This is a genomic window from Thioalkalivibrio sp. ALJ21, assembly GCF_000378605.1.
Lineage (GTDB): Bacteria > Pseudomonadota > Gammaproteobacteria > Ectothiorhodospirales > Ectothiorhodospiraceae > Thioalkalivibrio.
In genome coordinates, this window is sequence record NZ_KB905155.1 from 741,219 (window position 1) to 767,849 (window position 26,631).

Sequence of the window (26,631 nt, forward strand, 5' to 3'; positions counted from 1 at the left end):
TGTTTTGCCGGCTCAGCGCCAGTTGGGCTTGGTCTCCATCGCCAGCCAGCTCTGCAGGGCCGACATGCCCAGGTCCTCGAACAGCAGCTGCAGGGCACTGCGGCGGGGCTTGAAAGTCACCATCTTCTCGATACCGATCACGTCGCGCGCGACCGACTGATCCGTCCCCAGGCCATCAATCAGGCCCAGGTCTACCGAGCGTTGCCCGGACCAGATCAGGCCATCAAACAGCTCCTCGTTTTCGTTCAGACGATCCCCTCGCCCCTGACGAACCACATCGACGAACTGCTGGTGCAGCCCGTCCATCAGGTCATGGATATGGCTGACGTGCCCCTCGTCGAGCGGCAAAAAGGGATCCAGCAGGGCCTTGTTATCCCCGGAGGTAAACAGCCGGCGTTCCACGCCGATGTTGTCCAGCAGATCGACTACCCCAAAGCTGTCCAGGCGCACCCCGATCGAGCCGACCATGCTGGCCTGGCTGGCGTAGATCTCGTCTGCCGCCACGGCGATGTAATAGGCCGCCGAGGCCCCGATATCGGTGATCACCGCGTAGACCGGGATATCCTCGTGCTCGTCCTTCAGCCGCAGGATCTCGTCATGGATCGCGGCGGCCTGGACCGGACTCCCGCCCCCACTGTTGATGCGCAGCATCACGGCCCGGGTGCCATCCGCCTCGAAGGCCCGTTTCAGGGTCTTGTTGAGCTCTTCCGCGTTGGCTCGCGCACTAGACGCGATCAGTCCGTCGACCTCGACAACGGCCACGTGCTCCTCGGGCTCGCGGTCGTCCTCGAACCAGCCAGACAGGCCCATGTCCCCGCCCCGCACCAGGACCAGCAGGGCGAACAGGTAGATGAACAGCAGCAGCTTGAAGAAAATGCCCCAGCGCCGGGCACGGCGTTGCTCCACCACCTGGGCCTGGACCAAGCGCTCCAACGTCTCGCGCTCCCAGCCCGGCTTGTTTTCGTTCGACCAACCCATCGTTTGTCCTCAGTCCTCGGGAAGCGGCTCCGATTGCCGCAGGAGATCCAGCAGTTCCTTCAGGTCGCGGGCCACGGCCAGCGGGCGCCCGTCCATCAGCCGTCGGTGATCGTGGACCCCATGCGCCACCGCCAGCGACGCAACGCCGGCGGCTCGAGCCATCTGCAGATCATAAACGCTATCACCGACCATCCGGACCCGGGAGTGTTCCACCCCGCAGCGCGCTATCACATGCTCGAGCATCACCGGGCTGGGCTTCGACGGATGCTCGTCCCCGCAGGCCGTCGCGACAAAACGTCCCTTGAGGCCAGTGGCTTCCAGCGCCTGATCCAGCCCCGCCCGCGACTTGCCGGTCGCCACCCCCAGCAACACGCCGCGTTCGTCGAGCCAGTCGAGCAAGGGCTCTACATGCGGGAACAGCGGCGTCTCCGGCGCATCCGTGGCGCCCAGATAGCACTGGCGATAAGCGGTGGCGAACGTCCCGACGAATGCCGTGTCGGCACCCGGGAACAGCCTTTGCACTGCGGCCTCCACACCCAGACCAATAATATCGCGCAAGGCGCTTTCGGCGGGCGCCTCGCGACCCAGTGCCGCGCAGGCGCGCTGCAGACAGTGAACGATCCGCCGCGGCGAGTTCATCAGCGTCCCGTCCCAGTCGAATACGACCAGACGCAGGGCATCGCCCTCCGGTGGAAGCAATGGGTTCATTCGGACACTTCAGGGCTTGCGAGCGCGTCGAGGACCGACTGCAGCTCGTCCGGAAGCGGCGCGGAGTACACGTGCGACTCGCCCGCCGAATCCTCGTATTGAAGCGCCTGGGCATGCAGAAACAGGCGTTTCAGGCCTGCCCGGCGCAGTACGCGGTTCGCATCCGGCAGCCCGTAGTCGTGATCGCCCCCGACGGGATGACCGATGGCCTGGCCGTGGACGCGGATCTGGTGGGTCCGTCCGGTACCGATCCGGACTTCGGCCAGCTGGAAGGACCCGTATCGTTCCAGCGGGACGAACTGGCTGATCGCCGAGCGAGCGCTCTCGGGGTCGGCATCCTCCCCCGCACGCATGCGGCGCTTGCCGTCCTGACCCCGACTGGAGGCAATCGGCTCGTCGCACGCGATGGGCTGATCGCTGGGGAACGCCCCCACCAGCAGTGCCAGATAGCGCTTCTCCACACGCCCCTCGCGCAGGGCCGCATGGAAATCCTGCAATCCCGAGCGAGTCTTGGCCAGCAGCAGGCAGCCGCTGGTCTCGCGATCCAGCCGATGCCCCAGCTCCAGCTCGGAACCGGGACGCAGCTGGCGCATCGCCTCGATGATCCCGAAGGCCAGTCCGCTGCCGCCGTGCACGGCAAGGCCCGAAGGCTTGTCGAGGACCAGGACCTGGTCGTCTTCATGCAGGATGGAACGCCGCAGACGGTCCAGCACCCCCGGGGGGATGTCCCGGTCAACGGCCTCGGGTCGGTCGAGGTCCGGCACGCGCACCTCCGAGCCGAGGCTCAGCCGCTGGGTCACCTTGGCGCGCCGCCCGTCGACCCGGACCGCCCCCTTGCGCACCAGACGGTAGACCAGGCTTTTGGGAACTCCCTTGAGCTCGCGCAGGAGGAAGTTATCCAGACGCTGGCCATCCCCGCGCTCGGTGACCGAGAGCGTACGTGGGCCGGAGGTAGACTGCGACTGTTGGGGGCGTCCTTTCATCCGGCGCGATGCTACCGCAGGCGCGCCGTCCGAACCATGTTCCCTGGCATTGGCGCGACGAAAAAACTTGCCCAAACGGGGGGTTATGCCCTACATTGGCGCACGGTACCTGCTGGCGGACATTGCGCCCGGGCGCCTCGAATTACCCGCCGATCTGGTCCTGCGCTGTGCGACTTCGTGCGACCAGAAGGCCATCGCCCAAAAGCGAACCTGTGACACTATTTCTTCTAACCCAGTCCTGTCTCCCCGGCCCCGCATCCCGCGGGCGGCTGGTCCCGTGGCTATTGGTGAACACCTGGCTGGCGCGTTGGATTCCCCTTCGCGCCGCCATGGCGGGCATGCGTCTCGAAACGTCGACGTGCCGCCTCCGTTCCGCAGCGCGTGGCCCCGGGCTTGTGACCGATGTACAGGACGACCGACCGAGTCCATTGCATGAAACGCATCCTGATCAATGCCACGCAGCCCGAAGAGCTGCGCGTGGCCATGGTCGACGGCCAGCGGCTGTACGACCTCGATATCGAACTGCCCTCGCGCGAGCGCAAGAAAGCCAACATCTACAAGGCCAAGATCACCCGCGTCGAGCCGAGCCTCGAAGCCGCGTTTGTTAATTTTGGCGCCGAGCGCCACGGCTTTCTCCCGTTCAAGGAAATCGCCCCCTCTGCCGTCGGCGCACCGGCTGACAGCGACAAGCCCATCCGCGAGCTGCTGAAGGAAGGGACCCAGCTTCTCGTCCAGGTGGAGAAGGAAGAACGTGGCAACAAGGGTGCCGCACTGACCACCTATATCAGCCTGGCCGGGCGCTACCTGGTCCTGATGCCGAACAACCCCAAGGCCGGCGGCGTCTCGCGCCGCATTGAGGGTGAAGATCGCGCGGAACTGCGTGAGGCCCTGTCCGGCCTGACCATGCCTGACGGCATGGGCGTGATCGCCCGCACTGCCGGCGTAGGCCGTAGCACCGAAGAACTGCAATGGGACCTCGACTACATGACGGCGCTGTGGTCGGCCGTGACCGAGGCGGCCGAAAAGGCCAATGCCCCGGCGCTGATCCACCAGGAAAGCAACGTGATCATCCGCGCCCTGCGCGATCACATGCGCAATGACGTCGGCGAGGTGATCATCGACGACGAAGCCGTTTATCAGCAGGCGGAGGACTTCGTCCGACTGGTGATGCCGAACAGTCTGCGCAAGCTGAAGAAGTACGACGATCCGGTCCCGTTGTTCAACCGCTACCAGATCGAGAGCCAGATCGAAAGCGCCTTCGACCGCGACGTGCAGCTCCCCTCCGGCGGCGCCCTGGTCATCGACCATACCGAGGCCCTGATCTCCATCGACGTGAACTCGGCCCGCTCCACCAAGGGTGGTGATATCGAAGAGACCGCCTTCCACACCAACCTGGAGGCCGCTGAAGAGGTGGCCCGCCAGTTGCGTGTGCGGGATCTGGGCGGTTTGATCGTGATCGATTTCATCGATATGAACGCCAACAAGCACCAGCGCGAGGTGGAGAACCGGCTGCGCGAGGCACTGGAACTCGACCGCGCGCGCGTTCAGGTCGGCCGCATCAGCCGTTTCGGGTTGCTCGAGATGTCGCGCCAGCGCCTGCGTTCGTCGCTCGGCGAATCCAGCCAGATCACCTGCCCCCGCTGCCAGGGGCATGGCCAGGTCCGCAGCGTCGAATCGCTCGCCTTGTCGATCCTGCGCCTGATCGAAGAAGAGGCGATGAAAGACCGTACCGGCCTCGTCCTCGCGCAAGTCCCCGTCGATGTCGGCACCTTCCTGCTGAACGAAAAACGCGCGTCGATCAACGAGATTGAGGCACGTCATCGGGTCGACATCAGCATCGTCCCGAACCCGCAGTACCTGACACCGAAGTTCGAGGTCCAGCGCGTGCGCGGCGATGAACGCGAAGAGGTCGTCAGTGGCCGCGGATCGCATGAACTGGTGGAGCCCGTCGAAGAGGATACCGACACGCACGGCGAACGCCGCGGCAAGGTAGAGAAGCCCCTGGTCCAGGGTGTGAAGGTCAAGGCCCCGGCACCCATGGCCGAGTCCCCCGCCCCGCAAGCACCCAGCGAGCCCGTGCAGCAACCCGGGTTCTTTACCCGCATCTGGTCTTCTCTCTTCCCCAATGCCGCCCGCAATCAGGAGCCGGAAGCCGACGAGAAGGATGAGGGGCGCAAACGTGGCAAAGGCGGACAACGCCCCAGCCGCGGTGGCGGAAACAGCCGTGGGGGTGGCTCCAGCCGCCGCCGTGGTGCGCCTGACGACGGCGGGGAAAACCGCGAGGCGCCCAAGCCATCAGGCAAAGGCGGGGCACGCCAGGATGGCAGCGCCGCTGGCGACGAGGGCGGCAAGGGCCGCTCGCGGCGGCGTGGCGGCGGCACGGGTGGCGCCGCCACCAAGACCCGTGACGCCGAACCCAAGGCTGCAAAACCGAAGGCGGAAGCGGAAGAGCCCACCACTAAGTCCGAGGAAGCCGGGGCACCGTCCGGGAACGGCCCGTCCACGTCCGACGACGATAGCGGCAAGGGCCGCACCCGTTCGCGCCGTTCGCGCCGTGGCGGGCGCCGTCGTGGTGGCCGTGGCCGTTCCACGACCAGTGACGACAGCTCGGGCGGTGACAATGCCGGGAACCAGGATGCTGCCGCGGCCCCGAAGGAGGCCGCCACGTCCGGCTCCTCGTCCCCGGACAGCGACGCCCCCGGGAAGCCGGCCGTGAAGGAGGCCGGCAAGGGCGACGGCCAGCCAGGCGACAGCGAGTCCAAGCCGGCCGCGAAGCCGAAATCCGCCGACAAGGACTCCGGCCAGGCCACCGATGGCAGTAGCGCAAAGGCACCGGAAGAGAAAGGGGCCGGCAGCGACAAGGCTCAGGCCCCGGCGGAGCATTCCCGCGAGGCCGGAAAGGCCGAAAAAGCGGCACAAGACAGCCCCAAGGCTTCATCCGGCGCACGCCGGACGAAGGCGAGCGCTCAGTCCCCGAAAACGGATGATGCCAAGGGCAAGGACGATTCCGGATCGCACACCGAGAATCGCCCTTCCGAAGCCGCCAAAGCGGATGACAGCCCCGCGTCGAAGCCTTCTCGTGGCAAGAAAAGTGATGCCAAGCCGGCGCCCGCGAAGGCCGCATCCGCCGAGGCCAGCGGTACTGCCCGATCGGAGCCGGACTCGGCACCGCCGGCCGACAAGCCGGCCCGCAAGCCGGAACCGGAGTCTGCGTCTTCGGGCAGCGCGGACGACAAGCCGCGCGATTGAGGTGAAAAACGGCCGCTCGCGTTTACGCGTTATCGGCCAGTGGGAGAACGCCCCGGTCGCCTGACCGGGGTCCTCAGGATACGCGCTCCAGCGCGTGTTCCCGGCAGATATGGTCCAGCAGGCCGTCGCTGGCGGCCTCGACCAGATCCATCACATGAACGAAGCCATCCGGCCCGCCATAGTACGGGTCCGGTACTTCGCGCTCGGGATAGTCCTGGGCGAACTCCAGGAAACGGTGCAGCCGCGCGCGGGCGCCATCCGGCTGGATCTGCTGGGCATTACGGTAGTTCGCCTCGTCCATCGTCAGGATGTAGTCGAACGTCTCGAAGTCTTCGACCTCCAGCTGCCGCGCACGCAACTGGTCGAGATCATACCCTCGGCGACGGGCTTCCTCGCGGGCGCGCGGATCCGGCCGTGCCCCAACGTGATAACCCGCCGTACCCGCCGAGTCCACCTCGATGGCGGACTCCAGACCATGCGCGCGTACGCGAGCCTGGAAGACACCGTGAGCCATGGGCGAGCGGCAGATATTGCCCAGACAAACCATCAGCACTCGAATCTTTTGCATGCCTACTTTATGTGTTCGCGAAATGAACACACAGGATAACAAAGCCCCGCTCCGATGCCCGCCCGTAGGCGCGGCGGACGCGGTGTGCGATGCTGGTGACATGCCTGCTGTGCGGGCAGCCGCTTCCCCGGCGACTCGGAGTGTCCATGCCCGACTTTACCGGCCCTCGTCCAACCGGAATGCCCGCAGGCGGCCTTGATCGGTTAGGGCCGCGCGCGAGCGCGATGCCAACGCTTGAGACCGGCACCCGGTTACAGGTCCAGATCATCGGGCAGCTCGCCGAACGGGGAGTGCAACTGCGCCCGCTGACGTCGTTCGGCGCGCAAAGCGTGGACACCCGCGCGCCCACCTTCAATGCCCAACTGGCGACACCACTACCCAACGCCCTGCTACCCGGCAACCAGTCCGGTCCGCGCATCGCCCTCGCCGAGGTGATCCGCACGGAGCCGCGCCTGGAGGTGAGGCTGCTACCCCTGCCCCCTGGAACCTCCCCGGCGACCAGCTCGGCCTCGCCCTCGACACCGACTTCACCATCGACTCCGACGGTCGGGCAGCACGACGCCACGCAGTGGCTGTTGCGCGAGTTGCGCCACCAGATACCGGGGGCGCGAGGCCTGGCCGGAGGCATGCAAACAATTCAGAACACGCTGGCCACGGCCATAGCAGCCGGCACGCCACCCACGGCGAGCGAAGCCCGACTGCTGCCGGCGATGAACCGCCTGATTGAACTGACACCTCCTGCCGTGCGCCTGACCAGCCCCGATAGCCTGAATCGCCATATCCAGCAGTCCGGCCTGTGGCTGGAGACCATGCTCGCCCAGGGGGTGCGAACCAATACCTCTGGCACGGCCGCTCAGGACCTCAAGGCCCAGCTGCTGCGCGTCGCCGAACACCTGCGCCAATCGGCCGAGACCCGCGCCCCTCTGCCAACACCCGCGACTACAACCCCCGCCCCACCCGCGCCCACTGCGGCGGGGCTGCCTCCCATGGGAGCGCTGGCCGGGCTCATCGAGGGGATGCTGAAGCGTATTACCACGCTGCAGCTGCACTCACTGCAACCCAGCGCGCAGGGGGACGACGAATCGCATCCCCGCTGGTTCTTCGAACTGCCCTTTCGCAGCCCGCAAGGGCTTCACTCGCTGGCCGGCCAGTTGCAGCACGAGGCCGGCCGCCCCCCCGAACGCCCGGAGGGATGGACCCTTGTGCTGGATCTTGATTTGCAGGCACTCGGTCCCACTCGTGTCGCCCTCGCGCTGCGCGACGACCGGGTATCCGTTCATTTCACCGCAGAACGCCCGGAAACCGCCCAGCGCCTGCGCGCCGGCACGCCCGAACTCCACCAGCGGCTGGTCGGGCGTGACCTGATCGTCGGATCACTCTCGGTGCGTGAGGGTCAGGTGGAGCCACAGGACCCGGCGAGTCTTACCTTGCGTGACGGGCTGCTGGATGAACGCGCCTGAAGGCTTGAGATGAGCAAGCGACGCCCCCCTGACGAGCACGACGAGCCGTACGTGGAGCCGCGCGGTCCCCGCCGCCCGCAAGCGGTAGCGCTGGAATGGGATCGGCAACGGGCGCCGCGGATTACCGCGAGTGGCAGTGGTGTCACTGCCGAACAGATCCTGCGGATCGCCGAGGAACACGGGATTCCCCTGCACCAGGACCCAGGCCTGACCGAGGCACTCGCACAGGTACCGCTGGGCGAAGAGGTCCCGGAGAGTCTTTATGTCGCCGTCGCCGAGGTGCTGGCGTTTGTATTTGTGCTTGCGGGGATCACACCCGAGGACCGCGAACAGGGCTACCGCCGCGACGATTCAACGTCGGGCGAGTGAAGGCACACAGGAGGGGCTAACGACGACCCGCAGAGCCGGGGGCGTGCAGGCTGTACAGGAGATCCAGTTCGGTGGTGGTCAGGCCGCACATCCGGCGGACTTCTTCCCGCTCGCGGCCCTGGCGGATCAGTTCGATCGCCTGCTGATAGGCGCCATCATCGGCGTCGCGGGCCCGGAGTTCGCTTTGCTGGTCATTGAGGCGCTCCAGCGCGCGCTGCACCGCGGATTGCGCCTGGCTGTGATTGACGACCCCCTGGGAGATGACCTTCATCGCGCCCTGGAGGGCCATCACCGAGGTGGCCTGGCGCTGATAGTCCTGGCGCAACGTCGCAAGCTGGCGCCGCAAGGTCAGCACGAGCGAAACGGCCAGCACTGCCACGACGGTCGCCACCAAAGCGATTGCCGCGACAATCCAAACCAGAATGCCTTCCCCCATCGGCCCAATACTCCAAACGGTCCAGAGGCGATTGTCGCGTGAAATGGCTGGATACACCAGCCGGGGCGATCCAGCGGCCCCGTGAACCGGACAATCAGGCGTAATCGTCGATCAAGCCCTTGCGGGGTCGCTTGCGATCACGCGGGGAGCGCTGCTGTGCGGGCTTTATGGCCGGACGCAGCACCGGGTCCCGATCGTGGTCATCACTGAGCGTCCGCCCGGGCACGGTGGTGTGGACCGGGCGAACCGTGGAGTTCGTGGCCGGCGGCTGCACGGGGCGAACCGTTCGATCCGGCTGCAGTTCATCCACCATCGTCCCACCTCCCCCCGCATGCCGTGTTCCGGAGCCATCCACCGGTTTGATCCGTTCTACTGCGCGGCGGTTCCTGTTCGCCGAATGTACCGCCCCTCTACAACTCCCGCAGCTGCGCCCATTCCTCGTCGGACAGGAGCTTGTTCAGGTCGACCAGGATCGTCAGCCCCTGCTCCGTGCTCGTGACCCCCTGGATGAACCGCGAACTATCGTCGTTCCCGACTTCCGGAGCAGGCTCGACCGAATCCAGCGAGATCCTTACGACCTCCGAGACCGAGTCCACCAGGATGCCGACATTCTGGTTGTCGACATCGATGATCACGATGCGCGAGGCCTCGTCCGGCTCGCGGTCCTCCAGCCCCATGCGGCGGCGCGCGTCGATCACGGTCACGACGTTGCCCCGCAAGTTGATGATGCCGAGGATATAGTCCGGCACACCGGGAACGGGCGCGATCTCGGTGACCTTCAGCACCTCCTGCACCTGCAGGACGTCAATCGCGTAGGTCTCCTCCGCGAGACTGAACGTCACATACGGGGCCGTATCGGCCTTGGCCATCGCTTCTACGTCTTGTGCGCTGCTCATGTCTTCCTCGTCGCTCGCGAACCCTGTTGCGGGCCCGGTGTTCGGTTCCTGAATACGTTATCGGCCGCGCTCGTCCCGGCTTGAGTCCGGAGCCCCGCCCATTTCCCAGCTACCCTGGTCCAGGGTCCGGTCGAGGGCCTCCAGGTCCAGCAGAGTGGCCATCTGTTCGCGCTCCACCCCGGCCAGCCAGGGCAGGCGCTTGCGATGGCTGCGCCAGCGCAGATTCTGGGGCTCGATCACGCGGGTCCCCTGAATCGAGCGGCAGGCCAGCGCAAAGCGCGAACCGGCCAGGAACACGACGTGGCGGGCCGTCTCCGGCTCATACTCCCTGTCTTCGGGCGTCACCACGGCCGCGAGATCAATCAGCTGTACCCGCCCTTGTTTCGTGTCCGCCAGGCCCAGATACCAGACGGAGTGGTTGGGCGTGGGGCGCACCTCCAGATCGTCGAGCGGTGCAACACCGCCCAGCGAGGCTAGCGGCGCCAGCAGAGTCAGATTCCCGGCCTCCAGCACCAGCGCGGAGAATCGCTCGGACGGACGCGGGTACTCCTCGCTTTCGACAATCGTGCGCGGGGGTGCCGGGGGCGCAACCGCTTCGGCCACCACGGGGACGTCGGGTACGGCGACCGGCTCCGGTTCAGCGGGCGCTGGTCTCGGTTCGAGGATATCCGGGCGCAGCAGGTGCGCCGGGGCGACCGGCGCCGGTTCGTCCAGCAGGCTGCCAAAATAGTCATGCAGGGCTTCGGGTTCCGCCTTGAGCGCCAGGTTGTCATCACGCGAATGGTTCATCCCTTCTGCCTCCGGGCCCGGGCATGCGGCTGCGAAAGCTGACCGCCAATTGCCTCCAGCAAGTCCGAGTACGCCAGCACCCCACGGGCGTCAGGAATCATGAAGCACAGGGGCTGGCCGGCACTCGACGCATCGCGGAACTTGGTATCGACCGGAATCACGCCGGGCCAGACCTCATCCCCATACAGTCGGCGCAACTCGGCAAGCGCCTCGTGCGCGGCCCGGGTGCGCCGATCGAACAGGGTGGGAATGATCCGGTACAGCAGTTCGGCCTTGCGCGACTTCTGGACCATTTTCAGGGTATTGATCATGCGTTCCAGGCCCTTGAGGGCAAGGAATTCCGTCTGCACCGGGACCAGTAGCTCGTCACAGGCCGCCAGGGCATTGACCATCAACACGCCCAGCATGGGTGGGCAGTCCATCAGGACGTAGTCGTACTGGTCGGCGACCTGCTCCAGCGCCTGGCGCAGCACCAGGCCCATCCCGCTGCGCGTACCAAGCTGCCGATCGAGTGTGGCCAGTGCCGTACTGGCCGTCAGCAGGTCCAGCCCCGGAAAGCGGGTCTCGCGGATCAGCCCTCGCGGATCAGGACGCTTCCCCTCTGCGCACTGGCTGAACAGCTCGTACACACCGCGGGTGGCGGTCTCCGGGTCGTGGCCGAAATAGGCCGTCAGCGAGCCATGGGGGTCGACGTCGACCATCAGGACGCGCTGTTCCGGACCCGACAACAGACCACTCAGGGTGACTGTGGTCGTGGTCTTGCCTACCCCGCCCTTCTGGTTGGCCACCGCCCAGATCTTCACTCGGTATCCCCCTCGTCCCCATCCATCGTTGGTGCAACCGGCGAGAGCGGAAGGTCTTCGCGCAATTGCTCGGGTTCCTGCGCCCCGTCTTCGCGCGGGCGCGCGCCGGGCAGGACCACGATGGCCACCCGCCGGTTTTCCGCCCGTCCTTGCTCGGTATCATTGCTCGCGACCGGACGATGCTCACCATACCCCAGGGCCACCAGATTCTTCGGCTCGATGCCCGCGTCTTCAAACACGCTTACCACGGCCGCGGCGCGTCCCGACGAAAGCTCCCAGTTGGAAGGATAGACCGCCGTCTGGATCGGGACATTGTCCGTATGGCCCTCGACGTGCACCCGCGACACCCGCGGCGCGAGGATCGCCCCGACCTCGTCCAGCAGGGTCCGCGCCTCGGGATTCAACGTGGCCGAACCACTCCCGAACAACAGGCGGCTGGTGATCTCGATCTCCAGCCAGTATGCCTCCCGGCTTACCCGGAGGTCGCCATCCTCGATCAAGGGGGCCATCGCCATTTCCAGCTCGTCGGCGACCTCGGCCAGTGCCTCCAGGAATTCCTGCAACTCGTCATCCGTGCCCGCATCGTCCAGCAGCCCGGAAAAGGCCATGTCGATGGGCGCCACACCGTCGTCAACGATGCCGGGCTGCACATCAATCGGCACCAGTGCGCGCATCTCGTCCAGGGACTGCTCGCGCGACACCGTCGGTTCACCGACCTGGATCGGGTCGGTCTGCGCCGGCGCGCGGAAGGCATCCACCAGCGACTCCGACAGCACGCGATACTTGCCGTCATCCACCGAGGAGATCGCGTACATCACCACGAAGAATGCCAGCAACAGCGTGACCAAGTCCCCATACGGGATGGCCCAGGCCTCGTGATTCTCCGCTTCTTCATGGCGTTTGCGCCGGGCCATCGCGACCTCACTCGTGGATGAAGCCGCTAAGCTTGCTTTCGATGTTGCGCGGGTTCTCGCCCTCGGCGATGGAGATCAGACCCTCCATCAGCATCAACTGGTGCTGCGAGCGCTTCTGGATGATCGATTTCAGCTTGTTGGCCACCGGCAGGAACAGCAGGTTGGCCGACGCGATCCCGTAGATCGTCGCGACAAAGGCCGCGGCAATCCCCGCCCCCAGCTTGCTGGGGTCGGCCAGGTTCTGCATCACCGCCATCAGCCCCATTACGGCGCCGACAATGCCAAGCGTCGGGGCATAGACCCCCATGCTCTCGAACACCTTGGCGCCCTGGGTATCGAAATGCTCGCGGTTATCCAGATCCGCCTCGAGGATCTGCCGGATGGTCTGCGGCTCGGAGCCGTCCACCAGCAGTTGCAGCCCCTTGCGCGCGAACTCGTCGCTCTCCTCGTCGGCCAGCGTCTCCAGGCCCAGAAGCCCTTCCTTGCGCGCCACATTGGACCACTCCACGATGCGCGCCAGCATCGCCTCGTTGTCGATCCGCGGTGGCTTGAACGCCCAAGGCAGAATGCGCATCCCGTGGAGAAACACCGCCATGCGGGCCTGCACCAGCGTGGCCCCAAGAGTCCCCAGCACCACGATCACGAACGCGGCCGCGTTCCAGAGTGCGCCCAGACCACTCCCCTTCGCGATACTCCCCCCGAGCACCGCGACGAGCCCCAGGGTGATCCCGATGAGGCTCAGAATATCCATCTAGCAAAACCCCTTGACCAGCGCCGGGCCCACATCCGGCAACGGATACACCTGGTCCACGAGCCCGGCCTCCGCGACCGCGGCCGGCATCCCATACACCACCGACGTGGCCGCATCCTGTGCCCACACCTGTGCCCCGGCGCCCTTGAGCGCCCGTGCACCTTCGCGCCCGTCCGCGCCCATCCCGGTCAGCACCACGGCCAGCACCTGTCCGCGCAAAGCCTCGACCGCCGAGCTGAACGCCGCATCCACGCTGGGCTTGTAGATCGTACCCAGCGGGCTCTCGGTTACCCGCACCGTCGTCTGGCTGCCACGCTCCAGCGTGGTTTGCAGGCCCCCAGGGGCCAGCAGGGCCACCCCGGGACGCATGACATCACCATCCTGTGCCTGCTTGACCCGGATCTGGCACATGGCGTCCAGGCGCTCCGCAAACGCCGGCGTAAAGCTCGCAGGCATGTGCTGAATGAGCAGAATCGGCTGGGGGAAGTTCGCCGGCAGGGCCTTGAGCACCTCCTGCAGGGCCACCGGGCCTCCGGTGGACGTCCCGATCAGCACCGCGCGGACCTGCCGCAGCGGCACGGCGGGCCGACCGACCGGCGGTGCCTGTCGCTGTACCTCGGCCGCCTTGCGGTCGGATTCTTCACGACGCGCAGAGGGGCGGGCCTCGACCGCTGGTCGTGCGCTCCCCGGCTGGCTGACGGAACGGGCCCGGCTGCGTGACAGGCTGCGTACCCGCCGGCGCAGCATCATGCGTGCGCTGTCCTCGTCGGACGCGATGTCACTGAAGCGCTTCGGCAGAAAGTCGACCGCCCCCGCCTCAAGTGCATCCAGGGTCGCCTGGGCTCCCTCGGTGGTCAGACTCGAGAACATCAGTACCGGCCGAGGGTTCTCGGCCATGATCCGGCGCACCGCGGTGATGCCGTCCATCACGGGCATCTCGATGTCCATGGTCACGACATCCGGGTCCAGTTCCTTGACCTTGCGAATCGCCTCCTCGCCGTTCTCCGCGCTGCCGACGACCTCGATCCCCGCGTCGGCGTCCAGAATTTCACTGATGCGGCGGCGGAAAAACCCGGAGTCATCCACCACCAGTACCTTAACCGGCATCCTTAGCCCTCGATTGTTTGCGCAGGCCGCCGGGTGCGGCCCGCCGACGGGATCGTGTGCGTCAACAAACCCACGAGATCGGCGACATCCAGGATCAGCGCAATCCCTCCATCACCCGTGATGGTCGCGCCGGCCAGCCCCTTCACGCCCTGCAAGTTCTGCCCCAGCGGCTTGATGACCACCTCTTCCTGCCCCACCAGATCATCGACGACCAGGCCGACCTTGCGATCGGCGGTATGCACCACGACCACATGCGATTCCGGTTTCGCTTCGGGGATGAAGCCCGGCTTCAACCAACGCTTGAGATAGTGAACCGGAAGCGCCTGATTTCTGACGACAATGACCTCCTGGTCATCCACGTAATGGGTCTTGGTCAGATCCAGGTCCAGGATCTCCGAGACGGACGCCAGCGGGATCGCGAACCGCCGCCCGTCGAGGATAACCATCAACGCAGGAAGGATCGCCAGGGTCAGCGGCAGCTTCACCCGCAGCGTGGTCCCGACCCCAATCTCGGAATCGATCTCGATGGTCCCGTTGAGCTGCGAGATCTTCGTCTTGACGACGTCCATCCCCACCCCGCGACCGGATACATCCGAGATCTCGGTCTTGGTGGAGAACCCGGCCATGAAAATGACGTTGAAGGCCTCACGATCGGTCATCCGTTCGGCCATCGCGGGCTCCATCAGCCCCTTCTCGACGACCTTGCGCCGTAGGGCATGCGGATCCATGCCACCCCCATCGTCCTTGATCAGCAACGCGATGTGATCGCCTTCCTGTGCCGCGCCAAGCACCACCGTCCCCTTGCGCGGCTTGCCGGCCTTCTCGCGCACCTCCGGGGTCTCGATACCGTGGTCCACGGCGTTGCGCACCAGATGCACCAGCGGATCGGACAGCGCCTCGACCAGGTTCTTGTCGAGGTCGGTATCCTCGCCAAAAATCTCCAGCTCGATCTCCTTACCCAGGCTGCGCGACAGATCGCGGATCACCCGCGGAAAGCGATTGAATACCTTGTTGACCGGCTGCATACGGGTCTTCATCACCGACGTCTGAAGATCCGATGTCACCAACGCCAGCGAACTAATGGCCTTGCCCAGCTCGTCGTCCACATGCTGGGTTCGCAACATGCTCAGGCGGTTACGCACCAACACCAGCTCGCCGACCAGATTCATAATCTCGTCGAGCCGTTCGGTGTTCACACGGACCGAGGCCTCGCCCTGAGGGGCCTGCCGGGCGCCGGCCGCCGCGGCCGCAGGCTTGGCAGCCTGTGGCTTGGCCTCGGGAGCCGGCGGTTCCTGTGCCGCGCTGGCGGCTTCGGGCTCTGCGCTCGGCTCTTCCTGCGTGGACGACTCAGCGGCAGCGGGTGCCGGCGTTGCACTGGCAGGAGGCCCGTTCCCTCGCGCCTGCAACTCGTCCAGCAGATTCTCGAATTCATCGTCGGAAATCAGGTCTTCACCGTCGCCACCTGGCCCGGCTGCATCCGGATCCGTGCTGGACGACCCTGCGTCCTCGGTCGACGACGTAGAGGCGTCCTGGCCCGCCTGCGGCGCACCGTCGCCGTGCAGCGAATCCAGCAGGGCCTCGAACTCGTCGTCGGTAATCTCGTCATCGGCACCGACCAGTCCCGACTCATCCCCTGCAGCATCGCCCGCAGCCACCGCGCTCGCTTCCACCTCGGCGGGGGGTGCCGGTTCCGGTTCCGGCTCCGGTTCGGGGGGTACATCTGGCGTCGACGCTGCGTCGGGTTCGGAATTACCGGCTACGTCTTCGTTCTTGGCCATCCGCCGCAGGTCTTCGACCAGATCGGCCTCCGCGGGCGTCGGATCAACCCCGGAGCGCAGGTCGCCAAACATCACGTTCAGCGTATCGAGGACCCGCAGCATGGTATCCATCAGGTGACCATCGACCTGACGCTCCCCGTTGCGCAGGAGATTAAACACGTCCTCTGCGTGATGGCAGACCGTCACCAGCGGATCCAGGCTCAGAAAGCCCGCGCCGCCCTTGATCGTGTGGAAGCTGCGGAATACCGCGTTCAACAGATCCCGGTCATCGGGATGCTGTTCCAAGTCGATCAGCTGCTCGTTGAGTCCTTCGAGCAGTTCCCCGGCCTCGATCAGGAAGTCCTGAAGGATTTCGTCGTTGGGGTCGATGGCCATTCGGTCTCTCCGTTCCGGTGAGGCTTGCCGTTAAGGGATGGGCGCCGGGAAGCCGCCGATTCAGGAATCAGCGGGCTGCCTAGAAGCCCAGACTGGACAACAGATCGTCCACCTCGTCTTGTCCTTGAACGACATCCTGGCCGGAATCTTGAGTCTTCGGCACTGCTGGCCCGTGTCCGCGCCGATCGCCCTCGCGCCGGTCGGCATCGTCATCCAGCGTCTTCTCCGCCGCCTCCACCGTCTCCATGCGACCGCTGGAAAGCCGGATCAGCGTGACCAGGTTCTCCTCCAGGTCCGTCACGAGCTGGATTACGCGCCGGATGACCTGCCCGGTAATATCCTGGTAACTCTGCGCCATCAGCACCTCCGACAGCAGGCGCCGCAGCTCTTCGGTATCGTCGTTGGCCTGAGCAAAAAACTCGTCCAGTTCGCGGGCGAACTCCCGGAACTCGTCGACCGAGAGCTGCCGTTTGCGAAAGCGGGTCCACTTCGCCGTTAGTTGGCCGGCCTGCTGGCTGAACGACTCGGCAATCGGGAGACTCGTCTCGATGGCGGTCAGGGTCTCGTGTGCGGCCTTCTCGGTCATCGTGACCACATAATTGAGACGCTCACGGGCATCCGGGATCTCGGCCTGAGTCAGCTCGACCAGCCGCGAATCCCCCCGGAAGCTTTGCAAGGCCTCGTGCAGGTCGCGCGTGAGCTTTCCGAGTTCGTCGAAGAGTTCGCGGTCGTAGGGGCGCGCCAGATCCTGGATCAGCGCGCGTGCGGACACCTCATCCCCTGCCTCCAGAACCTGCACGAGCTCACGCGCGCGAGCGATCTGCTGCTCACCGATCGATTGTTCTTGGTCTGTCATCCAAAGCCCCTTGCTCGCTCCCCATCCCGAACGTGATGACCGGGATCGATCTCCCGGTCATGCATTGGCCCGGACCAGGAGATTTCGACACCGAAACCCAAGTTAACCTTGCGCTTCAATGCGTTCGAATATTTTGTCGATCTTTTCCTTGAGGGTTTCCGCGGTAAAGGGCTTCACCACGTAGCCGTTCACGCCCGCCTCGGCCGCCTCGACGATCTGATCACGCTTGGCCTCCGCCGTCACCATCAGCACCGGCATCGTCTTCAGCTTCTCATCGGCACGAACCGCCCGCAGCAGGTCGATCCCCGGCATGTTGGGCATGTTCCAGTCGGTGATCAGAAAGTCGAAGTCGCCGTTCTGGAGCATCGGCAGTGCCGTGCTGCCGTCATCGGCCTCTTGCGTGTTGTTGAAGCCAAGATCACGCAAGAGGTTCTTGATGATCCGTCGCATCGTGGAGAAGTCATCCACAATGAGAATTTTCATTCCCTTGTCCACAGGTCACTCCGGGATAAATGATTCATGTGAGTACTAGAGCTTGGCCTTCAGAATAACTGCAAAGCCTCGCCGTCTTCGAGCCAGGAACCCAGGCGCGCGCGCAATCGGATGACGGCCTGACTGCGGATCTGGCTGACGCGCGACTCGGTCACCCCCAGCACCGCGCCAATCTCGCGCAGGTTGAGCTCCTCGATGTAATAAAGCGACAGCACCAGCCGTTCGCGTTCGGGCAAATCGCCCAGCGCGGCGGCCAGCTCCTCGCGAAATTCCCCGGCCTCGATCGTGCGCGAGGGCGAGGCCTCCTGTCCCTCGATCACGCGGTCGGCCTCACCATCGGTGCCGCCCAGGTCGTCCAGCGCAAACAGATGGGCGCCGGCATGGTCCTGCAGCATCGAGTAATACTCGTCGATCGGGACCTCGAGTTCCTCGGCCACTTCGACCCCGCGCGCCGCGCGCCCCTCTCTGGCTTCGACGGTCTGGATGGCCGAGGCGATCTTGCGGCTGTTGCGGTGTACCGATCTCGGCGTCCAGTCACTGCGGCGTAACTCGTCGATCATCGCGCCGCGGATGCGAATCCCGGCATACGTCGCAAACGTCGCGCCCTGCCCGCCCTCGAACTGCCGCGCGGCCTCCAGCAGGCCGATCATGCCGGCCTGGATCAGGTCGTCGACCTGGACCGAGGAAGGCAGACGCGCCATCAGATGATGCGCGATGCGATGCACCAGCTCGATATGCTCCGCAACGCGCTGCTCGTGGCCTGTCGCGGCCACGCTCTCGTATCCGGGGAGGCGATTACGCGGCGACATCATGCGCTCTGCAGCATCCGTTCAACGAAAAACCCGACACCACCATCGGCACCACGGGCCACCGGCCAGCGGTCGACCGTACGGGCGAGCTCGGCAAAGGCCTTGGCCGCCGGACTGCCCGGATACTGCTGCACGACCGGTGCCCGCTTCTGTACGGCCTTGCGCAGATGCTCGTCCATCGGGATGTAACCGGCGAGATCCAGGATGACTTCCGGCAGGTAGTTGTCGCAAACGGTGGTCAGTTTCTGCAACAAGCGCTCGGCGCCCGCGCGATCCTGGACCATGTTCGTGACCAGCCGGAAACGCCGCATGCCATGATCGCGGTGCAGTACCTTGATCAACGCATAGGCATCGGTGATGGACGCCGGCTCGTCGCAGACGACGATCAGGGTCTCCTGGACCGCCCGACAGAAGGTCGTCACGGATTCCTGCAGGCCGGCTGCCGTATCCACCACCAGCACATCCAGCGGCTTGGAATAGGCGCTGAATGCCTGGATCAGACCGTTATGCTCAAGTTGAGTGAGATTCGCCATCGCAGCGATCCCCGAGGCCGACGGTATGACCTTGATTCCGTCCGGGCCCTCAATCAGGACATCCTGGAGGTCGTCCACCTGCCCGGTCACCAGGTCATGCAGGGTACGCTCGGGTCGCAGCCCGAGCAGCACGTCCGCATTGGCCAGCCCCAGATCGGCATCAAACAGCATGACCTCGCGACCCAGTCGCGCGAGCGCCACGGACAGGTTGACCGACACGTTGGTCTTGCCGACGCCTCCCTTCCCAGAGGCAACCGCAATGACCTTCAACGGCTGATTAGTGCGTGGCATAGCGTCCTTTCCCCACCGGATGGATCATCTCCAGAACGCCCGCATCCTGAGTACGGCGCGGCGATGGCGCACTGCGGCCAGCATTCGAGAACTCCGCCAGGCTGGCATCGGTCCATCGTTCATCGCGGGAGGATCGACGCGCGGGGCTGCGTTCTTCGCCGAGCGCCCGCCGGGTCAGATCGCCCGTTTCGACCCGGTGGAAGTCTTCGGCAATCCGCTGCCCATCGCTGACAAAGGTGAGGCCCAGGTGTTGATCGAGCAATACCGACAACGTCTCCCCCAATTGTTCGGCTTCATCGAGTTTAGTCAGTACCAGCGCTGCCGGCTCTGTCTTGCGGAAGGCGTCCAGCACCCGCCGCAGCGCCGCGGCCTGGGTCGTCGCGGAGACGACCAGCCAGCTCTCGCAGCGCACGCGGTCCGGCCAGCCAGCAAACAGGGACTCGTCACCCACCGCCGACGGTGCCTGCCCGGCGGTGTCGACCAGGATTAGATGCCCATCCTCGACCCGCGCGGCCATATCCCGCAACTCGCGCGGGTTCTGCAACACCCGCAATGACACCCCCGCCATCTGCGCAAATGCCAGCAGCTGGCGCGTGGCCCCAATGCGCTGGGTATCCAGTGTGACCAGCGTAACCGAATCCGCACCCATACGACGGATTTGACGCAGGGCAATGCGTGCGAGTGTAGTGGTCTTGCCCACCCCCGTAGGCCCCACCAGGGCCAGTACGCCACCTTCATCCAGGATATCCGGATGGCGAGTCGCGATCGCCCCGGAAAGGCGTGCGCGCAGCCGCTCCCAGGCCTGCTCCACCGTGCTGTCGTCGAGAATGCTGCCGGCGAGACTGCGCGCCAGAGACTCGCTGAACCCACGGTCCATCAGACGTGCCTTGCACTCCGCCGCCAGCGGGTGCCGCGCCGCCCACTGCGCGGCCTCGTTGTCGCTGTGCTGGCGGGTGAGCAGGCTGCGCAAATCCCGCAGCTCCTGGCGCATCGCGGCGAGCTCGGGGTCCGCGGGCCAGGCCGAGCCTGGGCTCGGACGCGACGCGGATGGGGGCGCCTCGCGCGGGGTATGGACCGCGTTCACCGCGGCCTGCTGCTCGCGCTCCGGGACACCCGCATCCCCATCTTCCAGCGCCGCGACGACCTCCAGCCAGCCATCGACACGGCGGCTCGACAGGATCACGGCATCCTCGCCCTGCTGTTCACGCACTTGCCGCATCGCATCGCGCATGTCGCGTGCCCGGTACCGTCTCACATTCATCGCTGTTCTCCCGTTACGCTCAAGGGAAACACTGATCAGTGTTTCCCTCTCGTATCCGATCGCTACTGTTCGTCTCAGGCGCCCGTGGGCGTCGCCTGCCGGGCCGGATCTTCCTGGCCCACCGTGGCCACCACGCGGATCCGCCGGTTATCGGGGATCTCGGTAAAGGCCAGCACCGCCAGGCTGCGCACGGCTCCACGGAGCCACCCGGCAATCCAGGAGCGGATTTCCGGGGCCACCACCAGGATGGCCGGCTGGCCGCTGGCCTCCTGGCGCTGGGCCGCCTCGGACACCGAGCGCTGCAGGCGTTCCGCCAGGCCCGGTTCCAGCCCCACGGTCTCGCCATTACTGCCCTGAAGAGACTTATGCAAAAGCTGTTCCAACGAGGGATCGAGCGCGATCAATGGCAGCTCATCGTCCGGTCCCACAAGGTCCTGCACGATCGAGCGCGACAGCGAGACACGCACGGCCGCGGTCAAAACGCCGGGATCCTGACTCTTCACACCCTCCTCTGCCAGGGTTTCGGCGATCGTGCGCAGGTCGCGGATCGAGACCTGCTCGGCCAGCAGGTTCTGCAGCACCTTCAGGATCACCGACAGCGAGAGCGTCTTCGGCACCAGGTTCTCGACCAGCTTCGGCGAGTGCCGGGCCAGCTGGTCCAGCAGGTGCTGGGCCTCTTCGTGACCAATCAGGCGATGGGCGTTCTCGCGGAACACCTGCGACAGATGCGTGGCGATCACGGTCGAGCAGTCGACCACGGTGTAGCCGGCGCCCTGCGCCTGATCACGATCGGCGGGGTCGATCCACAGGGCATCAAGATTGAAGGTCGGGTCCTTGGTCGGCGTGCCCGGAACGGTGCCGAACACCTCACCCGGATTGATCGCCAGCTCGCGATCCGGGAAGACCTCGGCCTCCGCCACCGTGACACCCAGCAGGGAGATGCGATAGGCATTCGGACTCAGTTCCAGGTTGTCGCGGATATGGACCGGCTGCAGGAGGAAACCCAGCTCCTGGGAGAGCTTGCGGCGCACACCCTTGATCCGCCCCATCAGCTGGCCATCCTGGGTGCGATCCACCAGCGGGATCAGGCGATAGCCGACTTCCAGGGAGACCAGGTCGATCGGCGGCACGTCGTCCCAGGTGAGGTCGCGATTTTCCGGACTGGTCTCCGCCGCTTCGTCGGGTACGCGTTCTACCTCCACGGCCTGTTCGCGCTCGCGCCGCTGCATCAGGTAGGCCGAGCCGATGGCCAGCGAGGCCAGGCCCAGGAAGACCGCATTGGGCATGCCCGGCACCAGGCCCAGCACCGCAATCACGCCGCCGGCCACATACAGCACGCGCGGGTTGGAGAACATCTGGCCAAAGACCTGCTGGCCCATGTCCTGGGTGCTGGATACGCGGGTCACGATGATCGCCGTGGCCGAGGACAGCACCAGCGACGGGATCTGCGCGACCAGGCCATCGCCAATGGTCAGCAGCACGTAGTTGGTCGCGGCGTCGCCCATCGACATGCCGTGTTGCAGCGTGCCGATGGTCAGCCCGCCAATGATGTTCACGAACAGGATCAGGATCCCGGCGATCGCATCGCCGCGCACGAACTTCGAGGCACCGTCCATCGAGCCGTAGAAGTCGGCCTCGCTGGCGATCTCCTCGCGGCGCTTGCGCGCCTCTTCCTGGGTCAGCAGGCCGGCGTTCAGGTCGGCGTCGATCGCCATCTGCTTGCCGGGCATGGAATCCAGGGTGAACCGGGCGCTGACCTCGGAGACACGCCCCGCGCCCTTGGTCACCACCACGAAGTTGATGATGATCAGGATCGCGAACACCACCAGACCGACAGTGTAGTTACCACCCACGACGAAATCGCCGAAGGCCTGGATCACCTGGCCTGCCGCATCGGTGCCGGTGTGGCCTTCCAGCAGGATCACACGCGTGGAGGCCACGTTCAGCGCCAGGCGCAGCAACGTGGCCACCAGCAGCACCGTCGGGAAGACCGCGAACTCCAGTGGGCGCGGCGTGTAGACCGCGACCATGATCACGACCAGCGACAGCGCGATATTGAAGGTGAACAGGACATCCAGGGCGATGGGCGGCAGCGGCAGCACCATCATCGAGAGCATCGCGATCAACAGGATCGGCGCCCCCAGGCCCCACTTGCCGACAGTTCCCAGGCGGTCGAAGAAGGCCATTAGCGGTTCCTCCGACGGCCGCGCTGCTGCTGCGGATCGAGATAGTCTTCCGGCACCGGCAGGTCATCCGGCATCGCGACGTCTGCATCCGAGCGCTTCAGCTGATAGACGTAGGCGAGGATGCGCGCGACCGCGACGAACAACCCGTTCGGGATCTCCTGGTTCAGATCCGTGGTGAAGTAGATGGCGCGGGCCACCCGGGGTGCCTCGACGCGAATGATCTTGTGTTCGTCCGCAACCGCGCGGATCGAGGCCGCGACCTCGTCCACGCCCTTGGCCACCAGCTTCGGCGCGGCCATGCGCGAGGCCTCGTAGGTAATCGCCACCGCATAGTGGGTCGGGTTGGTGATGACCACGTCGGCCTTCGGTACCTCCTCCATCATCCGGCGCTGCGCCATCTCCTGCTGCAACTGCCGGACCTTCTGCTTGACCTCCGGCTTGCCGTCGGTCTCCTTGTATTCGTCCTTCAGCTCCTGACGCGTCATGCGCAGCTGCTTCTGGTGGTTCCACATCTGGAACGGAGCGTCGATCGCGGCCACCAGGATCAGTGCGGCCGAGACCGCAACGAAGGTGCCCAGCGCCAGCTGCGCCGCATGCGCGATCGCCTGCTCGAGGGGCTCGTACCCGAGCATCAGCAGGCGATCCGAGAAGGTCCACAACACTGACATCGCGACCCCCGCGACCAGCACGAACTTGGCGAAGGTCTTGCCAAATTCCATCAGGCCCTGCCACGAAAAGATGCGCTTGAGACCCTTGAGCGGGTTCAGCTTGGAGGCCTTGGGTTTCGCCGCCTGCCAGGAGAAGTTGGCGCCGCCGATCAGGATCGGCGCCAGTACCGCCGCGACCATCAGCACCCCGAAAAGGGGCAGCAGCGTACGCAACGTCATGAAGATCTGTTCCGACAGATACGGCAGCAGCAGCGAGCTGTCATAGGCCAGATCACGCTCGATATCGAAGCGCCCGGCCGTCTGTTCGGCCAGCTGCCCGCCCAGCGTCGGACCGAAGAACGTCATGAAACCGCCGGCCGCCATCAGTACGAGGAAAGTCGACAGTTCCCGCGAACGCGGGACCTGACCCTTCTCCTTCGCCTCGCGCAGGCGTTTCGGAGTCGGTTGTTCGGTTTTCTCTTGTCCGCTCTCGTTCTCGGCCATCCTAGAACCCCAGCATCGCTTGCATCAGGCCAAAGCCGTCGAACAACAGATCCCCAAGCCGCTCCGGCAGTCCGGGCATGGTCAGCATCAGCAGGATGAAGCCCATCAGGATCATCATCGGGAAGCCCACCGCGAAGATGTTCAGCTGCGGCGAGGCCCGCGTGATCACCCCCATCGAGAGGTTGACCAGCAGCAGCGAGGCCACCGCCGGGATCGCAACCAGCACGGCCCCCTGGAACATCACGCTGCCAAACGCGATCAGCGACGCCAGCGCCTCGGCATCCAGCCCCGAAGGGGCGACCGGCAGCGTCTCGAAGCTGGTCAGCAGCAGCTCGAGCGCGATCAGGTGCCCGTTCATCGCCAGGAAGATCAGCGTGGCCATGATCACGAAGATCGTGGAGACCACCGGCACCTGCACGCCCTGCGCCGGATCCACGATCGAGGCGAAACCAAGACCCATCGAGAGCGCGATCACCTCGCCGGCCTGCGTCAGCGCGGAAAACACCATCTGCAGGATGAAGCCCATCACCAGACCGATCAGGATCTGGTGCACGGTTACCACTACGCCCTCGATGCTGATCGGGTCCACCGCCGGCAGCGCCGGACCCTGCATGGCCACGAAGATCGCCAGCACCAGGGCGAACAGGATGCGCACCGTCGCGGTGAGCTGGTCACCGCCGAACACCGGCATCACCAGGAGCATCGCCCCAATGCGGGCGAACGGCCACATGACCGCCCCCACCCACACGAGGATCTGCTCCATGGCAAGGTTCACGTCTGCCTACCCCACCATGCCCGGCGCGGCATCATAGAGCCGCTCCGTGTATTCGATGATCAATGCCAGCATCCAGTGCCCCGAGATCAGCAAGGCGGCAAACATCGCCAGCAGCTTGGGGATGAAAGACAGCGTCATCTCCTGGATCTGTGTCGCGGCCTGCAGCATCCCGATCGCCAGACCTACGGCCAGGGCCGTCAGCAGCGGCGGCGCGGCCAACAGGACCACGACCGTGAGCGTCTCGCGCCCGACATCAACCACCATTTCGGGTGTCATCGCGTATCCCCTAGACAAAGAAGCTGGTGGCGAGCGTGTTCATCATCAGCGCCCAGCCATCGACGAGGACGAACAGCATCACCTTGAACGGCAGCGAGATGATCAGCGGCGACAACATGACCATCCCCATCGACATCAGGACCGAGGCCACCACCAGGTCGATAATCAGGAACGGAATCAGGATCAGAAAGCCGATCTGGAATGCCGTCTTCAGTTCGCTGGTCACGAAGGCGGGTACCAGCAGGCGCAGCGGGATGTCATCGGCGTCATCGAATCCGTCGATGCCGTTGATCTCGGCGAACATGCGGATATCGCTCTCGCGGGTGTGTGCGAGCATGAACTCGCGAAGTGGCTGCACGCCGGCCTGCAGGACCTCTTCGGTCCCCATCTCCTCGTTCATGTACGGGACGACCGCGGTCTCGTAGATCTCGTCGAATACTGGTGCCATCACGAACAGCGTGAGGAAGAAGGCCAGGCCGATGAGAATCTGGTTCGAGGGGGTCTGCGTCGTCCCCAGGCCCTGGCGCAGGATCGCCAGCACCACGAGGATGCGGGTAAAGGCCGTCATCATGATCAGCGCCGCCGGCAACAACGTCAGCAGCGTCATCAGCAGCAGGATCTGCAGGGTGACGGAATAGGTCTCGCCACCCTCGCCGTCGGTGGTCACCGTCAGGGCCTCGATCCCCTCGCCGCCGAACTGACCCCAGGCCAGCCCCGGAAGCAGCAACAGCGCCAGAGCCAGAACGGCGCGCGGCAGGTACCTGAGCCGGCCCGCCATCACGACCGCTCGCCTCCCGCCTCGCGCCGACCCGAGACGGCTCGGCGCAGCGCACTGGAGAAGTCAGGCGTCGTCGCCTCCTCGACGCTGACCGGCTCCCGCAGCGTGTGCAGGGTACGCATCCCCGAGGGTGCGACCCCGATCAGAACCTGCTCGTCCCCTACCTGGACCAGCATCAGGCGCTCGCGCGTCCCCACCGAGCGCACCGCCACCAGCTCGATGGTCTGCGAACCCCGGCTCAGCCCCCCCTGGGTCCGGCGAAGAATCCAGCCCAGAACGACGATCGCGATGATCACGATGACCAGCCCGCCGATCATCTGCGTCAGGTGGGCGGCGGCCGAGATCCCGCCGTTCGCCTCCTCGGCGAGGCCGATCGCAGGCCAGAGCCCCCCTGTGCCGGCCAGTCCGAGGACTGCCAGCCAATGTGCAAATCGAAGTGTCATCAGTTACTTGAGCTTGCGAATGCGTTCACTTGGGCTGATCACGTCAGTCAGCCTTATGCCGAACTTCTCGTTGACCACGACCACCTCGCCATGCGCGATGAGCGTCCCGTTCACGAGCACATCCAACGCCTCCCCCGCGAGCCGGTCGAGCTCCACCACCGACCCCTGGTTCAACTGCAACAGATTGCGAATGGGGATGCGGCTGCGACCGATCTCCATCGAGATGGTGACCGGCACATCCAGCACCATCTGCAAATTGATGTCCTCGGCCGACATGCCGGCCGAGGCTGCCAGTTCCTCCGGCTTCAGGGGTTCGGCTTCCGGATCGGGCTTGTGCTTGCGCTCCCTTTTCTCCGCCCCCATCAGGGCATCGGCCGATTCACTTCCGCTACTGCTGGCCTGGGCCTGATTCAGCAGTTCGTCCGGATCGGCGGCCGGCTCGCCGTCGGTGTCCTTCTGCTCGGCCAGCGCGGCGGCCCATTCGTCCGCCAGGGCGTCCTGATCTCCTTCGGTGTCACCCGACGCGGTTTCTGCAGTCGCCTCGGTCGTTACATCGCCCTCCTCCTCGGAGGCCTGATTTTCGTCGTCTTTCTTCTGGTCTTCGGTGTCTGCCATG

27 protein-coding genes and 1 pseudogene are annotated in these 26,631 nt (G+C 65.4%); 3 read left to right on the top strand and 25 right to left on the bottom strand.

Going from position 1 to position 26,631, the window contains the following annotated elements; genetic code table 11:
• Positions 1-12: 12 nt before the first annotated feature.
• The 3 genes from F579_RS0103450 to F579_RS0103460 are packed head-to-tail and all read right to left on the bottom strand — an operon-like array spanning position 13 to position 2,669.
• Complete coding sequence (locus tag F579_RS0103450; protein WP_019024260.1) at positions 13-978, bottom strand: S49 family peptidase; 966 nt, start codon at positions 976-978, stop codon at positions 13-15.
• A 9-nt stretch (positions 979-987) separates the two neighbouring features.
• Positions 988-1,686, bottom strand: a complete 699-nt coding sequence (locus F579_RS0103455; RefSeq protein ID WP_019024259.1) for an HAD family hydrolase — start codon at positions 1,684-1,686, stop codon at positions 988-990.
• Positions 1,683-2,669: an RluA family pseudouridine synthase gene (locus F579_RS0103460; protein ID WP_019024258.1), complete on the bottom strand. Its 987-nt coding sequence runs from the start codon at positions 2,667-2,669 to the stop codon at positions 1,683-1,685. Before F579_RS0103460 ends, F579_RS0103455 begins: the two co-directional genes overlap by 4 nt.
• 432 nt (positions 2,670-3,101) lie before the next feature.
• Here F579_RS0103460 and F579_RS0103465 point away from each other — a divergent pair, with 432 nt between their 5' ends.
• Positions 3,102-5,918, top strand: coding sequence for an Rne/Rng family ribonuclease (locus F579_RS0103465; protein WP_019024257.1), 2,817 nt, complete (start codon positions 3,102-3,104; stop codon positions 5,916-5,918).
• A gap of 73 nt (positions 5,919-5,991) precedes the next feature.
• Here F579_RS0103465 and F579_RS0103470 read toward each other — a convergent pair whose 3' ends face one another.
• Positions 5,992-6,486, bottom strand: a complete 495-nt coding sequence (locus F579_RS0103470; RefSeq protein ID WP_019024256.1) for a low molecular weight protein-tyrosine-phosphatase — start codon at positions 6,484-6,486, stop codon at positions 5,992-5,994.
• 224 nt (positions 6,487-6,710) lie between these two features.
• Here F579_RS0103470 and F579_RS0103475 point away from each other — a divergent pair, with 224 nt between their 5' ends.
• Complete coding sequence (locus tag F579_RS0103475) at positions 6,711-7,946, top strand: flagellar hook-length control protein FliK (RefSeq protein ID WP_019024255.1); 1,236 nt, start codon at positions 6,711-6,713, stop codon at positions 7,944-7,946.
• Positions 7,947-7,955: 9 nt separating this feature from the next.
• Positions 7,956-8,315: an EscU/YscU/HrcU family type III secretion system export apparatus switch protein gene (locus F579_RS0103480; RefSeq protein ID WP_019024254.1), complete on the top strand. Its 360-nt coding sequence runs from the start codon at positions 7,956-7,958 to the stop codon at positions 8,313-8,315.
• A 16-nt stretch (positions 8,316-8,331) separates the two neighbouring features.
• On the opposite strand, the gene F579_RS0103485 is transcribed toward F579_RS0103480, so the two are convergent.
• The 21 genes and pseudogenes from F579_RS0103485 to fliN all read right to left on the bottom strand — a co-directional run bounded on the left by F579_RS0103485 (position 8,332) and on the right by fliN (position 26,630).
• Positions 8,332-8,751 (bottom strand): DUF2802 domain-containing protein, encoded by a 420-nt coding sequence (locus F579_RS0103485; protein WP_019024253.1) that lies wholly within the window; start codon positions 8,749-8,751, stop codon positions 8,332-8,334.
• A 94-nt stretch (positions 8,752-8,845) separates the two neighbouring features.
• Positions 8,846-9,064 carry a hypothetical protein gene (locus F579_RS0103490; protein WP_019024252.1) on the bottom strand — a complete coding sequence of 73 codons (219 nt, stop codon included), beginning with the start codon at positions 9,062-9,064 and terminating at the stop codon, positions 8,846-8,848.
• Between the two features lie 97 nt (positions 9,065-9,161).
• A complete protein-coding gene (locus tag F579_RS0103495) occupies positions 9,162-9,620 on the bottom strand; it encodes a chemotaxis protein CheW (protein WP_018139245.1) in 459 nt (152 codons plus the stop codon).
• Positions 9,621-9,704: 84 nt separating this feature from the next.
• Positions 9,705-10,436, bottom strand: a complete 732-nt coding sequence (locus F579_RS0103500) for a chemotaxis protein CheW (protein WP_019024251.1) — start codon at positions 10,434-10,436, stop codon at positions 9,705-9,707.
• Positions 10,433-11,239 carry a ParA family protein gene (locus F579_RS0103505; protein ID WP_019024250.1) on the bottom strand — a complete coding sequence of 269 codons (807 nt, stop codon included), beginning with the start codon at positions 11,237-11,239 and terminating at the stop codon, positions 10,433-10,435. Before F579_RS0103505 ends, F579_RS0103500 begins: the two co-directional genes overlap by 4 nt.
• A complete protein-coding gene (gene motD / locus F579_RS0103510) occupies positions 11,236-12,153 on the bottom strand; it encodes a flagellar motor protein MotD (protein ID WP_019024249.1) in 918 nt (305 codons plus the stop codon). The genes F579_RS0103505 and motD overlap by 4 nt, the downstream gene beginning before the upstream one ends.
• Before the next feature lie 7 nt (positions 12,154-12,160).
• The gene (locus F579_RS0103515; protein WP_017926410.1) at positions 12,161-12,904 is read right to left on the bottom strand and encodes a flagellar motor protein; all 744 of its coding nucleotides are present in this window, start codon (positions 12,902-12,904) and stop codon (positions 12,161-12,163) included.
• A complete protein-coding gene (locus tag F579_RS0103520) occupies positions 12,905-14,011 on the bottom strand; it encodes a chemotaxis response regulator protein-glutamate methylesterase (protein ID WP_019024248.1) in 1,107 nt (368 codons plus the stop codon).
• 2 nt (positions 14,012-14,013) lie between these two features.
• Positions 14,014-16,164: a chemotaxis protein CheA gene (locus F579_RS0103525; protein WP_019024247.1), complete on the bottom strand. Its 2,151-nt coding sequence runs from the start codon at positions 16,162-16,164 to the stop codon at positions 14,014-14,016.
• Between the two features lie 79 nt (positions 16,165-16,243).
• Positions 16,244-17,020: a protein phosphatase CheZ gene (locus F579_RS0103530; protein ID WP_019024246.1), complete on the bottom strand. Its 777-nt coding sequence runs from the start codon at positions 17,018-17,020 to the stop codon at positions 16,244-16,246.
• A 102-nt stretch (positions 17,021-17,122) separates the two neighbouring features.
• Positions 17,123-17,503: a chemotaxis response regulator CheY gene (gene cheY, locus F579_RS0103535; protein ID WP_012982575.1), complete on the bottom strand. Its 381-nt coding sequence runs from the start codon at positions 17,501-17,503 to the stop codon at positions 17,123-17,125.
• A gap of 59 nt (positions 17,504-17,562) precedes the next feature.
• The gene (locus tag F579_RS0103540) at positions 17,563-18,324 is read right to left on the bottom strand and encodes an RNA polymerase sigma factor FliA (RefSeq protein ID WP_019024245.1); all 762 of its coding nucleotides are present in this window, start codon (positions 18,322-18,324) and stop codon (positions 17,563-17,565) included.
• Positions 18,321-19,145, bottom strand: coding sequence for a MinD/ParA family protein (locus F579_RS0103545; RefSeq protein WP_019025578.1), 825 nt, complete (start codon positions 19,143-19,145; stop codon positions 18,321-18,323). The genes F579_RS0103540 and F579_RS0103545 overlap by 4 nt, the downstream gene beginning before the upstream one ends.
• 159 nt (positions 19,146-19,304) lie before the next feature.
• Positions 19,305-20,376 (bottom strand): annotated as a pseudogene (gene flhF, locus F579_RS0103550) (flagellar biosynthesis protein FlhF); the annotation flags it as partial.
• A 104-nt stretch (positions 20,377-20,480) separates the two neighbouring features.
• A complete protein-coding gene (gene flhA, locus F579_RS0103555; protein WP_019024242.1) occupies positions 20,481-22,592 on the bottom strand; it encodes a flagellar biosynthesis protein FlhA in 2,112 nt (703 codons plus the stop codon).
• Positions 22,592-23,743 carry a flagellar biosynthesis protein FlhB gene (gene flhB / locus F579_RS0103560; RefSeq protein WP_019024241.1) on the bottom strand — a complete coding sequence of 384 codons (1,152 nt, stop codon included), beginning with the start codon at positions 23,741-23,743 and terminating at the stop codon, positions 22,592-22,594. The genes flhA and flhB overlap by 1 nt, the downstream gene beginning before the upstream one ends.
• Position 23,744: 1 nt before the next feature.
• On the bottom strand, positions 23,745-24,506 hold the full coding sequence (fliR, locus tag F579_RS0103565) for a flagellar biosynthetic protein FliR (protein ID WP_012982569.1): 762 nt from the start codon (positions 24,504-24,506) through the stop codon (positions 23,745-23,747).
• A gap of 18 nt (positions 24,507-24,524) precedes the next feature.
• Entirely contained in the window at positions 24,525-24,794 is a 270-nt protein-coding gene (fliQ, locus tag F579_RS0103570) for a flagellar biosynthesis protein FliQ (RefSeq protein ID WP_012982568.1), read from the bottom strand.
• Between the two features lie 10 nt (positions 24,795-24,804).
• Positions 24,805-25,572, bottom strand: a complete 768-nt coding sequence (gene fliP / locus F579_RS0103575; protein ID WP_019024240.1) for a flagellar type III secretion system pore protein FliP — start codon at positions 25,570-25,572, stop codon at positions 24,805-24,807.
• Positions 25,572-26,015 (bottom strand): flagellar biosynthetic protein FliO, encoded by a 444-nt coding sequence (gene fliO, locus F579_RS0103580; RefSeq protein ID WP_019024239.1) that lies wholly within the window; start codon positions 26,013-26,015, stop codon positions 25,572-25,574. The genes fliP and fliO overlap by 1 nt, the downstream gene beginning before the upstream one ends.
• A gap of 3 nt (positions 26,016-26,018) precedes the next feature.
• Positions 26,019-26,630 (bottom strand): flagellar motor switch protein FliN, encoded by a 612-nt coding sequence (gene fliN, locus F579_RS0103585; RefSeq protein WP_019024238.1) that lies wholly within the window; start codon positions 26,628-26,630, stop codon positions 26,019-26,021.
• Position 26,631: the final 1 nt, after the last annotated feature.